Here is an 11,314-nt window from a genome sequence, read left to right as displayed (position 1 = left end):
TGATAATCCATTATGAATGCTCGAGTATACAGCTTTTTGCCTGCTAACATAGTCCCCCAGGAATCCATATAGAGCCTTAAATGATATAGCACCCTATGTTAATGATGGTAGCTTCATTAAACTAGACTATGAACAATCAAAAGTATATGAAGAGGACCATACCCAAACACATTATCCTGTATATAAAGTCAAGGATGGGAAGTTTGTTGAGGATGCAGAAATTCTCATTGAGCTTGATAGGCGCAACTGGTTTATAATTACAGACGACCTTCATCTAGACCCCGAAGATGATCCAGACTGGGATTATGAGTGGAATCAATTTATTAAAAAACAAATTTATAATTATTATCTTGGCAAAACAGATAAAAGCATTGTTTTATATAAAAATAATTAGCAAATATTAAAAGTATGAAAGGCACTCACCGACAAACTGGTAAACCCCTTTCTAACCTCGATCACCTCCGCCAATCCATCACTGACATATTAACCACCCGCATTGGTACCCGACTGATGCGGCGTGACTATGGTAGCCGTTTGCCTGAGTTGGTGGATTGCCCCATGAATGGTCAGTGGTTAGTGGAAATCTACGCGGCAACCGCTGAAGCCTTAATCCGTTGGGAACCACGCATAAAAGTCAACAAGGTTCAGGCTTATCGCGGCGAGCCAGGCGAGTTATTGATTGTGTTAGAAGGGATTTATTTACCCGAAGGCAAACCCATTACGTTGGATGGCATCATTGTATGAGCGAATTTACTGCCATTGATTTATCGCAGTTACCTGCGCCGGATGTGATTGAGCCAATTGATTACGAGGCAATTCTCGCTTCTATGCTGGCCGATTTACAAAAGCGCGATAGTCGCTTTACGGCACTGGTCGAATCTGACCCAGCCATGAAGATTCTAGAAGTTTGCGCTTATCGTGAAATGCTGATTCGACAGCAATTTAATGAACGCGCTAAAGCCGTCATGCTGGCATATGCAGTGGGTGGTGATTTAGATCATTTAGGCGCTAATTACGGCGTAAAGCGCAAAGTCATTAAACCAGCGGATGATAATCAAGTGCCACCCACACCACCTGTAATGGAAGCTGATGAGGACTTTCGGCGTCGTATTCAATTAGGCCCCGAAGGTTATTCAACCGCTGGCCCTGTGGGTGCTTATTTAGCTCATGCACATAACGCCCATGATCAAATTGCCGATGTCTCTGTGTATTCTGATGAGCCTGGCGAGGTGATTATTACTTTTTTACGGCGGTCGTTAGCTGATGAAGCCGATATGGCGCCTGATGACGAAATAAAACAGGTATTGTTAACTGCTTTAAATGATGAAGATGTTAGGCCGCTGACAGATCATATTACCGTGCAAGCCGCTGAAATTATCGATTATTCAGTTAGTGCAAAATTGCATGTACAACAAGGGCCGTCTTCTAAAGCCATTATCGATACGGCTACATCAGCACTGAATGAGTATGTCGAACAGTGTTATAAGCTGGGTAAAACCGTGGCACTCTCAGGTATTTATGATGCACTCCATATGGGTGGCGTTACCCGTGTAGAATTACTCTCACCCACAGCGGATATTCAAGCCAAAGTCTTTCAAGCCCCTAAAGCCAAGTCTATTTCAATTAAAATTGCATGAGTTTATTACCCAGCAATGCTAGCCCGTTAGAGCAAGGGTTGGCCGATAGCACGGGTCGTATTAGTGATATACCGGCTTACCCTAATTACGTCTGGAATCCTGAGTCTTGCCCAGCGAATTGTTTACCCTGGTTAGCTTGGGCCTTATCGGTGGATGAATGGGATGAAGCCTGGGAAGAGCAGACCAAGCGTAATGTCATTAAGGCATCAATAGAAGTACACCGCCATAAAGGCACGCTTGGCGCAGTAAAAAAAGCGTTAGCGGCTACTGGCGTGGATATCACGGTAACCGAATGGTTTGAATATAACGGCCAGCCCTATACGTTTAAAGCCGATGTTAACTTAGAAACCCGTGGCCTCACTGAAAAAGAATACGACAATATTAATCGGCTAATTAAGCGTACTAAAAATGTTCGGAGTCACTTTGACTTAACCGTTTATTTAACCAATAAAACAAAAATGCCGCGTGTGGCAGTGACATGTCAACAAGGTCAACAAACCACGGTTATTCCCTACTTAACCAAACAAATGAATAGCCAGCTGTGTACTTGTTTGACGTCCGGTTACCAAAGTGCTGTGACACACCAGATTTACCCATTTATTACAATACAACTGACAAGCAACATTTGCCGGGTACTGGTGACGGGCTATCAAGCAGTTAATACCATCACGATCTATCCCAAAGGAGCCTAAATTTGAATCAAAAATACTTTAGCTTGCTCACTAAGCTTGGGCAGGCGCGGATTATTAATGCCCAGGCACTGGGTAAAACGGTTAAACTCACCAAACTCAAAGTGGGTGACGGCGGTGAAGATGGAGGCAAAGAAACCAATCCGAAAGAAACGGACACCGCCTTAGTACGAGAAAAGTGGCAAGGGCCAATTAATAGTATCTTCCAAGACCCAGATAATGATCATTGGTTGGTGATTGAAACGGTTATACCTGAAGAAGATGGTAATTTTTATATTACCGAATTTGGCTTATACGATAATGATGATAATTTAATTGCCGTCGGTAAATATCCAAAAACCTATAAGCCAACACTCGCCCAAGGTAGCGGTAGCAGTTTATATATTCGGGTGATCTTTGAATTAAGTAATACCGCTACGGTAGAGCTTAAAATTGATCCCGCTATCGTACTGGCATCTCGTACCTATGTAGACTCTAAATGGAAAACCCATTTAGAGTCTGATCATCCCCACCCACAGTATGTCAAACAGTCTGTGTACGATGTTGAAAAAAAATATACGGGGATACCTGGTGCCATTGGGACCATTCGGCATGAAGTGTTTAATGGTATAGTCGTACAATGTATGCCACATAACGATGATAATGGGCCATTAGCAGGGGGAGACTTTACCACCACAGACTTAGGACAAGATCATGATGTTACCCTACACTTCGTTTTGCCATTAAACATCAATCAAAATTCTGAAATGTTTTTCTTTCATGTGAGAGGATATAGTTTTGGAACGGCCATTGTATTGAATGAATATATTGCGGGGTATTGTTTTGCTGGCGGTAAAATACTCCGTGATACGCATGTGCAAGGAAACGCAAAACCCGCTATTTATAATGATAAAAACGGTGTTGTTATTTTTAGCCTAACATTTAGTAAGAGCATTTATTATACCACTGTTGTGATTGATTCCATGAGGGTAGGAAATGGTCGCCAGTTTGAACATGGTGAGCTAAAAGGGATTATTTCACTGGAAAAAAAGATTACCTACAAGCCGTAATTACTTCCCCTTTTTTTATTCTTACTTCACTCATTACTTTATTTATCTAAAAAGGAAACCCTATGCCTGAAGAATTTCTTCATGGCGTCGAGGTCGTTGAAATTGACAGCGGCCCACGTCCAATACGTACCGTAAAAAGCAGTGTGATTGGTTTAGTGGGCACAGCGCCCGATGCTAAAGAAGACGTTTTCCCCTATGACACACCCGTTTTATTGGCAGGTAGTTTAAAAAAGGCTAAACAGTTAGGGACAAAGGGAACCTTGCCAGCCGCCTTACAAGGGATTTTTGATCAGATTGGGGCCATGGTGGTGGTTATTCGGGTTAACGATAAGCCACCTGTATCCCCAGAAACCACGGATAATGAAAATACGGCACTGAATGCCATTATTGGTAAGCAAGGTGAACCCAATACCGGCATGTATGCGTTGCTGGATGCCAAAAGTACCGTCCATGTTGAACCCCGGATTTTAATTGCCCCAGAATTTTCGCATATCGAAGCCGCTGCCCAAAAGTTGGTTCTCGTAGCAGAGCGATTAGGTGGTATCGCGATCATTGATGGCCCTAACACGACAGGTGAAGAGGCTGTTAAATATCGTGATGTATTTGGTAAACGTTACGCTTACCTAATCGACCCCTGGGTTAAAGTCTGGAATAGCGACATCAACGAAGGTAAAGGCGGTATTGTTATTGAACCCCCTTCGGCTCGCGTGGCGGGATTAATGGCTAAAATCGATAACGATCATGGCTTCTGGCATTCCCCGTCGAATAAATTAATTAACGGCATTTTAGGCACAGCCAGGCCCATTGATTTTAAATTGGGTGATAAAAGCTGCCGAGCCAATTATTTAAATAGCAAAGACGTTACCACCATTATTCAGGAAGACGGCTACCGTCTCTGGGGTAATCGGACCTGCAGTGGTGATCCGAAATGGGCGTTTGTCAGTGTGGTGCGCACCGCCGACATTATTTATGACTCACTGCAACGGGCGCATCTGTGGGCGGTTGATCGTAATATCACTAAAAACTACATCGCTGATGTTACTGAAGGGGTAAATAATTATTTGCGTCGGTTAAAAAATATCGGGGCCATTTTAGGCGGCACTTGCTGGGCTGATCCTGACTTAAATACCCCAGATGCCTTGGCAGATGGCAAGGTGTATTTTAACTTTGATTTTACCCCGCCCACTCCAGCCGAACACATCACCTTTAATGCCACGTTAACCGACGATTATTTTAAGGAGGTACTCAGTGCACGCCAATAATGTCACTTATGCCACCCTGTTTATTGATGGGGTAAGCCAGGCAGGACGAGTGCAGTCTATTACACTACCCAAGCTCACAGTTAAAACCGAAGAGTTTCGAGGTGGTGGCATGGATGGCGTTACCCACCTGGATATGGGGATGGAAGCCATGGAACTGAGCTTTACCATTGATGACTGTAATATCAATGTACTGAAAGAGTTTGGTTTCCAACAAGGCAAGCAAGTGCCGTTCAATATCAAAGGTGTATTACGCAATCCTGGCCAGGGCGACCAAGGGATTGACGCGGTTTGCCGTGGCCTGGTCAGTGAAATTGATTTTGGTGAATGGAAACAAGCGGAATTATCCAGCTTAACAACCACGGTTAAACTGGATTACTACCAACTCACCATCAATAACAAACTCATTTGCGAGATCGATGTGATTAACCATGTGCGTAAAATTGATGGTAAAGATCACATGCAAACCATTCGAGATTTGTTGGGTTTGTAACATAAAATTTTACATATAAATGACAAATGGTGAGGAAAACTGCTTGACTAATCTGATAAAATCAACAATTTTAAGCTTGGAATTATTAATATGAAAAACATTTTAATCTGCCTATTAGGCTTATTCCTATTGAATAATGCTTTTGCATACGAAACCATTGAAGATTGTTCTCCACCTGATGTTCCTCTTGGGAAGTGTGTTGAAGAGTTAGTTGAAAAAAATAAAATTCAACTATCATTGTGTAATACTTTGCCAACACAGACAATGGTAGTCTGTGCATCCAGACTTGCTGATAAAGCTGATAAAGACTTAAATCGAGCTTATAAAGAAATAATGAAATTGAAGGATAAAAAAGCTCAAACTGCTTTAAGGAAAACTCAACGATTATGGATTAAATTCAAAGAGGCTGAATGCAATGCTATAAATGTGCTAGGAAGTGACAGCGAATATTACTCTGAGTCATGTAGAGCAACTATAACTATGCGCCGTATCAACGACTTAATGATTATGCTACCCAATGATGATCTTTATAATGAATTAGATAATCGTTATGGTGAAGTATCCTTACATCGATCTATTTAGTTAAAATACTACTTAATAAATCCCCTTAACTGGGGATTTTTGCTTTTTAAAGCACGCACTTTATATTTTTCTTTTACTTATATAGGTAAACCATGAGCGAAACTATTACCTTAAACTACCCTATTGAAATGAATGGCGAAGTGATTAACGAAGTTAACCTACGCCGCCCCAAAACTAAAGACATGAAAAACATTGAAAAACGGGGTGGTGGTGAAATTACCCAAAGCATCCATATGATTGCTGATCTATCTGGACTGGATATTAAAACAATAGAAGAATTGGATGCTGCCGATTTTCAACGCTTAAATGAAGTGGTGGCAGGTTTTTTAGACTCGACTGGCAATCAGTAAAACAAATCTGCCTGGCCTTATCCTACTACCTGAGAGGTACCCCATTGTCAGAGCTGTTAGACATGGACCTCGAAGACCTCCTTGATTGGTATAAATCCCTTCCTAAGCAACAATAATCATGGCTAATAAACTCAATATTGCCATTGGCGCTTATATTGATAAGTCGCTGGCAAAGTCTTTCAAAAAATCCGAATCCGCTGCCAGTAAATTAGGCAAAGCTTACCGAGAGACGAATAAAAAACTGGCCGCTGTACGACAGGTGGATCAGTATCGCCAGCGCTTAGCCCGATTACGCCAACAGCAACAACAAGCGGGTGGTAGTAATCAACAGTTAGCCAATGCGATTCGGCGTACAGAACAATCCTTGTCTCGGGCTTCACGCACTGCACAGCGTTATGGAGTTGATTTAAATAATCTGGCACGCACACAACGACGGTTGCAGCGTACTGCCCGTTTCCAAGGACTTCAGCAAGCGGGCATGCAACGGCTTGGACAGTTAAAAACCGCCGGTAAGTGGGCTGCAGGTGGCTTAGCAGGGGCAGCAGGTGGTTTGTTGGCGATGGTGAAATCCACGGCTGACCGAGGAGACCCAATTGCTAAGCATGCGGCTAAATTGGGGTTTAGTGTTGAAGGGCTCCAAGAATATCAATATGCGGCTGAGCGTTCTGGGGTGTCTACCGCGCAATTTAATACGGCTTCGCAACGGATGGTACGACGGGTGTCGGAAGCTGCAGCTGGTCTTGGTAAAACGGGTAAAGCGCTCAAAGAATTAGGGCTGGATGCTAAGTGGTTAAACTCGCTGAAACCTGAAGAACAGTTTGAGCATATCTCGGAAGCGATGAAGCATATCCCCAATAAAGCCGATCGTGTCCGCCTGGCGATGAAGTTATTCGATACCGAAGGCGTTGGGTTAGTCAATATGTTGAATGGGGGAAAAGCCGGATTAGAGGCATTAAGAAAAGATGCCAGAGCGACTGGTAACATTATCTCAAAAGAAGATGCCAAAAATGCCGAGGATTTTCAGGACGCCTTTTTAGATTTTAAACAAATCACTGGCAGTGTCAGTAAATCAGTGGGTGCCAAGTTTATGCCCTTGGTGACCAAGCTCATGATTAAGTTTAAAGCTTTCCATGAAAAATACGGCGCTCGTTTTAATCTGTTGCTAATCCAAATTGCTGACTCATTAGTGAGTGTGGGGCGGTTTATGTGGAATCTGGGTAAAACTGTATTTACTGTTGCCAGTAAAATCAGTCATTTTATTGAGGAAACCATTGGCTGGAAAAACATTGCAGCGGTTGTAGCCGCTTTAGTTGGGGTGAAATTAGTGGGTGCGGTATTAGCGGCAGGCACCGCGATAATGGCGTTAATTCCGGCAATAAAAGCCGTGGGCTTAGCCATGATGGCCAATCCAGTTGGCTTAATTATTAAAGCCATTGCTATTGGTGCCACGTTAATTATTACCAACTGGAGTACTGTATCCACATTTTTGGGTGATACATTTGATGCCATTGCTAATGCTTGTAGTTCAGCATTTGAAACCATTAAAAACTACTTTTTTAATTTTACGCCGCTCGGTTACATCATTTCCAACTGGGATGGCATCGTTGGTTTTTTTAGCAATCTCTGGGATAGCATTGGTAAGACTTTTGATGGTGGTGTAACTGGCATCGCCAAAAGCTTTTTAAGCTACTCACCTTTAGGATTAATGATGAAAATCTGGCAACCAGCTATTGACTGGTTGCGCAGTAAATTCCAGTGGATTAATAAAGCCATAGAAAAGTTGAAAGGCATTAAACGCTGGTTTACGGGTGATGACGAGGAAGAAAAGAAAACAGTTGCTGGAAAAATTAACCAGCGAATGCAACAACGCAGAGCCCAGATACAAGAGACACAAGCCGTTAATGCTAAGCAAATAGAAAAGCGGCTACAGCAAATCAATCAACAAAAAAACATGAATGTCACCACCCACCTAAACGCACCGATTACCATCAATGCAGCCCCTGGTATGTCAGCAGAAGAAGTCACACAGCAAGTGAGGGATGCTTTAGAAGAGCGTGAGCAGGAAGCTGAAGCCAGACAGAGAAGTGTTTTATACGATATGGATATGGCTACCCTATGAGCTATACACTACTCAAGTTGGGCGATTTTATATTCTCGATTAAGACAGCCAGCTATCAAAAGCTCCGTCAGCAATGGCAATTTAAATGGGTAAGCCAGCATATCATTGGTGGCTACCCACAGCAGCAGTATACCGGGGAAACCGCCCGAACCATGACACTAACAGGCATTATGTACCCTGGCCAATATGGAAGCCGCGACAGCCTTTTACACATGGTTGAACTAGCGGGTACCGGCGACATCCTCGGCTACTGGTGTATAACTCAAGTCAGTGAAAACGGCGCTTACCCTGACAAACAAGGCCAGTGCCGTAAGATTGAATTCAGCGTGAGCATAACCTACTATGGCGACAGTATACCGAACCAAAGACGGTGATACCCTGGACTGGATTTGTAAGCAGTATTATGGCGATGAAAGCTTTGTGCTGCAGGTATTGGATGCCAATCCCAGGTTAGTGGAGCAAGGGCCTGTTTTAGCGGCGGGTATAGAGATTAGTTTACCTGAGCTTGCCCTTGAAGCCCAGGCAACAGAGAATTTATGGTCTTAACTCACCTTTCACTATATCGAGTCTAAGTAATTTAAACTCTTTGATATTTTCGGCTGGGGTCCAGGGTGGGTCGATAACAGTTATATTTGTTACTCCCAAGCTTTTTAGGTCAGATAAGGAGTAGTACCAACCTTTATATTGATCCTTTTCTTCAAGGTTATCTGTGCCTAAATAATTCTTAAGTGACTGCTGGTACTTTTCTTGTTGTCCTAATAGAGGTAGCTGGGGAGAAATCCCAAGCTTTTTATATAGGTTTACTTCTCGCTTACGATCTCTTGTAAGGTCTGCCTGAAATTGTTTTAATATTTTCTCTTTAGTAGGAATACGATCTTTTTCTGGTAAAGTATTTATATATTCATCTAAATCAGAAAAATTTTTATCAATATCATTATCTTTACTATTGGCACTACCGTGATAACCAAAGATGGCTGTTTTTTCCAGCACTAACTGTTTTCCTGCAGGTAGAATGTAGTTTGCACAAGATGAAAAACAGTAATCTACTACTTTTACATTTAGTCTATTTTTATAAATCCATTCTGCTAAATCCAATCCTAAACTGACATTTCCCCCTTTGCTTTTAATGGTAAACCAAGATGGTTTAATTTTAGCCTGATTGAAAAGCTTATAAACCTTCTCATTTGCTTCTGCAGATAAATATCCTTGATAAGTAATACTATTAGCGTCAATAGTTACTTTTGTTTCGTCTTTAGGTTGGGCAAAACTGTATGTTGAAAGCAAAGAAATAAGAATAATAAAGCAACTTTTCATTAGTACAGCCTAATAAGTTCTAAGTGAACTGAGCATTCTATCTCAAACCCTTTAAGTGAACAATTTGGTACCTTTCACAACTATGTTAATTAATTACGAAATCACCATTCCATCATTCCCCGTCAACATCCAAAACCACCTAATCAGTCTCGAACTCACTGACGAAGCAGGTATCAAGTCTGATAGCGTAACCCTGAAGCTATCTGACCATGAGGGTAACTTACCCATTCCAGCCAAAGGCACCAAGCTATCAGTCGCCATTCAGAACATTCATATGGGGGATTTTATCATTGACGAGGTGTCACTCTCTGGCCCACCGAATCAAATGACTATTCAGGCGAAAGGCGCTAACTTAAGGGATCAACTCCGTAGCCCTAAGTCACGTTCATGGCATCAAAAAAAGCTGGTAGATATTGTAACCACTGTGGCTAATGACAATGGTTTGAAACCTAAAATTGCAGAAGTATTTACGCCTATTGTCATTGATCATATAGACCAGACAGAAGAATCCGATATTAATTTTTTAAGTCGTATTGCCTTAGATCATGGGGCAATTGTTAAGCCAATGATGGAACACTTGGTATTTGTAGAGCGAGGGAAAACCAAAACTGCTACCGGTAAACAATTGTCACCAATAACAATTTCTAAAATTAATAAATGGAATTTAAAGGCCCCTGACAGGCAATATTATAAAAGTGTGATGGCTAAGTATCACAGTGCTGAAGGTGGCAAGACAGAGCATGTAAAAGTTGGTAATGGTGAACCAATCTATACTATTAAAATGGTATATCCAACCAGGGAAGCAGCCAAAGCCAGTGCTAAAGCTAAGCTAAGTGGGTTAAATGATACAGAAGCCAGTTTAAGTATAACCGTAGTAGGTAATCCTGAGTTAATAGCAGAGCGGCCTTTAGTTATTCAAGGTGTAAGAGCTAGTGTTGATGGTCGGTGGGTAGTGAAGCAGGCAAAGCACTCGATAAGTGCTTCTGGGTATACGACGAATGTTAGTTTAGTAAAGTGATGTATAAAGGAAATTATATCCCCATAGTGATGTTCATTAATAGTTAGGCATAAATAAAGAGATCAAAAATGCGTCCAGATTCAAAGGAGAAGCTAGAAATTCTTAAAGTCGAAATGAGCCTTATTCAAGGCACCTTCGACAAATATGACGATCTTATTTTTAGGAATAGAAACTGGTTTATAACGATATGGATTAGTGCAATAGGTCTGGCTTTCACAATTAAAGATCCAAGGATTGTTTTCCTCGCTGTGCTAGCTGCAGCCCTATATTGGTTGTTAGAAGGAATGATGAGGCATCAATATTGGTATAAATATGTTGTGCGTTATCGTGCTATACGAAAGTGGCTTAATGATCCAGTATCCGATTCAATATCTGTTTATGATCTAACTAACCACTATGGGCAACGTGCTACAAAATGGGAGCGAGCAAAAAATTCGTTTTTTAAAATTGAGCCTTCACTATTAGGAATAGTCATGGCTGTTAGTGCAATGGTTGCGTATACATTGGTGCCAACAAATGCCTAACAATAAACAATTTTCTTATTAATTTTCTTTTTTTATCAGGTTACCTCTACTTGCTGTGCCCTTGTAAGTAGTTTTCCCTTGTAGAAGGCTAAGCCTATCTTTGCCTGAATTGGGGTAGCATTTAAGTTAAAGTGATTAACTAGTCTATACTTTATAGTATGAATATATTTCTGGAAAAGTAGATAAAACAGTCAATCAGTACTTTATACCCATAACGAATCATTTTTAGGTGTAACTGAGTACCTAATCTGCAAACTCAGCTAATCCATTACCCATGATT

At 41.6% G+C, this 11,314-nt stretch carries 14 protein-coding genes; 13 read left to right on the top strand and 1 reads right to left on the bottom strand.

Features of this window, described 5'->3' with window-relative positions:
- Nucleotides 1–408 precede the first annotated feature (408 nt).
- The 11 genes from ORQ98_RS27860 (at nt 409) to ORQ98_RS27810 (ending at nt 8,724) form a co-directional block, all read left to right on the top strand.
- The gene (locus tag ORQ98_RS27860; protein ID WP_274692106.1) at nt 409–744 is read left to right on the top strand and encodes a GPW/gp25 family protein; all 336 of its coding nucleotides are present in this window, start codon (nt 409–411) and stop codon (nt 742–744) included.
- Complete coding sequence (locus tag ORQ98_RS27855) at nt 741–1,637, top strand: baseplate assembly protein (protein WP_274692105.1); 897 nt, start codon at nt 741–743, stop codon at nt 1,635–1,637. The genes ORQ98_RS27860 and ORQ98_RS27855 overlap by 4 nt, the downstream gene beginning before the upstream one ends.
- Entirely contained in the window at nt 1,634–2,329 is a 696-nt protein-coding gene (locus ORQ98_RS27850) for a phage tail protein I (protein ID WP_274692104.1), read from the top strand. The genes ORQ98_RS27855 and ORQ98_RS27850 overlap by 4 nt, the downstream gene beginning before the upstream one ends.
- Before the next feature lie 2 nt (nt 2,330–2,331).
- The gene (locus ORQ98_RS27845; RefSeq protein ID WP_274692103.1) at nt 2,332–3,375 is read left to right on the top strand and encodes a phage tail protein; all 1,044 of its coding nucleotides are present in this window, start codon (nt 2,332–2,334) and stop codon (nt 3,373–3,375) included.
- A 62-nt stretch (nt 3,376–3,437) separates the two neighbouring features.
- Nucleotides 3,438–4,637 carry a phage tail sheath C-terminal domain-containing protein gene (locus tag ORQ98_RS27840; protein WP_274692102.1) on the top strand — a complete coding sequence of 400 codons (1,200 nt, stop codon included), beginning with the start codon at nt 3,438–3,440 and terminating at the stop codon, nt 4,635–4,637.
- Entirely contained in the window at nt 4,624–5,127 is a 504-nt protein-coding gene (locus ORQ98_RS27835; RefSeq protein WP_274692101.1) for a phage major tail tube protein, read from the top strand. Before ORQ98_RS27840 ends, ORQ98_RS27835 begins: the two co-directional genes overlap by 14 nt.
- 90 nt (nt 5,128–5,217) lie before the next feature.
- Nucleotides 5,218–5,709 carry a lysozyme inhibitor LprI family protein gene (locus ORQ98_RS27830; RefSeq protein WP_274692100.1) on the top strand — a complete coding sequence of 164 codons (492 nt, stop codon included), beginning with the start codon at nt 5,218–5,220 and terminating at the stop codon, nt 5,707–5,709.
- A gap of 92 nt (nt 5,710–5,801) precedes the next feature.
- Nucleotides 5,802–6,059 (top strand): phage tail assembly protein, encoded by a 258-nt coding sequence (locus ORQ98_RS27825; protein WP_274692099.1) that lies wholly within the window; start codon nt 5,802–5,804, stop codon nt 6,057–6,059.
- Between the two features lie 118 nt (nt 6,060–6,177).
- Nucleotides 6,178–8,178, top strand: coding sequence for a phage tail tape measure protein (locus tag ORQ98_RS27820; protein ID WP_274692098.1), 2,001 nt, complete (start codon nt 6,178–6,180; stop codon nt 8,176–8,178).
- The gene (locus ORQ98_RS27815) at nt 8,175–8,552 is read left to right on the top strand and encodes a phage tail protein (RefSeq protein WP_274692097.1); all 378 of its coding nucleotides are present in this window, start codon (nt 8,175–8,177) and stop codon (nt 8,550–8,552) included. Before ORQ98_RS27820 ends, ORQ98_RS27815 begins: the two co-directional genes overlap by 4 nt.
- Nucleotides 8,521–8,724, top strand: a complete 204-nt coding sequence (locus tag ORQ98_RS27810; RefSeq protein ID WP_274692096.1) for a tail protein X — start codon at nt 8,521–8,523, stop codon at nt 8,722–8,724. Before ORQ98_RS27815 ends, ORQ98_RS27810 begins: the two co-directional genes overlap by 32 nt.
- Here the strand turns inward: ORQ98_RS27810 and ORQ98_RS27805 are convergent.
- Nucleotides 8,713–9,492, bottom strand: a complete 780-nt coding sequence (locus tag ORQ98_RS27805) for a hypothetical protein (RefSeq protein ID WP_274692095.1) — start codon at nt 9,490–9,492, stop codon at nt 8,713–8,715. The genes ORQ98_RS27810 and ORQ98_RS27805 overlap by 12 nt on opposite strands.
- 82 nt (nt 9,493–9,574) lie before the next feature.
- Between ORQ98_RS27805 and ORQ98_RS27800 the strand changes: the two genes are divergently transcribed.
- Nucleotides 9,575–10,510, top strand: coding sequence for a contractile injection system protein, VgrG/Pvc8 family (locus tag ORQ98_RS27800; protein ID WP_274692094.1), 936 nt, complete (start codon nt 9,575–9,577; stop codon nt 10,508–10,510).
- 68 nt (nt 10,511–10,578) lie between these two features.
- Entirely contained in the window at nt 10,579–11,034 is a 456-nt protein-coding gene (locus tag ORQ98_RS27795; protein ID WP_274692093.1) for a hypothetical protein, read from the top strand.
- Nucleotides 11,035–11,314: the final 280 nt, after the last annotated feature.

Source organism: Spartinivicinus poritis, assembly GCF_028858535.1.
In the GTDB taxonomy this organism is placed as follows: domain Bacteria; phylum Pseudomonadota; class Gammaproteobacteria; order Pseudomonadales; family Zooshikellaceae; genus Spartinivicinus; species Spartinivicinus poritis.
The sequence above is the reverse complement of the archived record's forward strand: the minus strand, read 5'-3'. Positions and strand labels throughout refer to the sequence as shown.

What these genes read in the sequence shown, in the direction of transcription:
- ORQ98_RS27860 (WP_274692106.1), top strand. Translation starts at nt 409, where the DNA reads ATGAAAGGCACTCACCGACAAACTGGTAAACCCCTTTCTAACCTCGAT.
- ORQ98_RS27855 (WP_274692105.1), top strand. Translation starts at nt 741, where the DNA reads ATGAGCGAATTTACTGCCATTGATTTATCGCAGTTACCTGCGCCGGAT.
- ORQ98_RS27850 (WP_274692104.1), top strand. Translation starts at nt 1,634, where the DNA reads ATGAGTTTATTACCCAGCAATGCTAGCCCGTTAGAGCAAGGGTTGGCC.
- ORQ98_RS27840 (WP_274692102.1), top strand. Translation starts at nt 3,438, where the DNA reads ATGCCTGAAGAATTTCTTCATGGCGTCGAGGTCGTTGAAATTGACAGC.
- ORQ98_RS27830 (WP_274692100.1), top strand. Translation starts at nt 5,218, where the DNA reads ATGAAAAACATTTTAATCTGCCTATTAGGCTTATTCCTATTGAATAAT.
- ORQ98_RS27825 (WP_274692099.1), top strand. Translation starts at nt 5,802, where the DNA reads ATGAGCGAAACTATTACCTTAAACTACCCTATTGAAATGAATGGCGAA.
- ORQ98_RS27820 (WP_274692098.1), top strand. Translation starts at nt 6,178, where the DNA reads ATGGCTAATAAACTCAATATTGCCATTGGCGCTTATATTGATAAGTCG.
- ORQ98_RS27815 (WP_274692097.1), top strand. Translation starts at nt 8,175, where the DNA reads ATGAGCTATACACTACTCAAGTTGGGCGATTTTATATTCTCGATTAAG.
- ORQ98_RS27810 (WP_274692096.1), top strand. Translation starts at nt 8,521, where the DNA reads ATGGCGACAGTATACCGAACCAAAGACGGTGATACCCTGGACTGGATT.
- ORQ98_RS27805 (WP_274692095.1), bottom strand. Translation starts at nt 9,492, where the DNA reads ATGAAAAGTTGCTTTATTATTCTTATTTCTTTGCTTTCAACATACAGT.
- ORQ98_RS27800 (WP_274692094.1), top strand. Translation starts at nt 9,575, where the DNA reads ATGTTAATTAATTACGAAATCACCATTCCATCATTCCCCGTCAACATC.
- ORQ98_RS27795 (WP_274692093.1), top strand. Translation starts at nt 10,579, where the DNA reads ATGCGTCCAGATTCAAAGGAGAAGCTAGAAATTCTTAAAGTCGAAATG.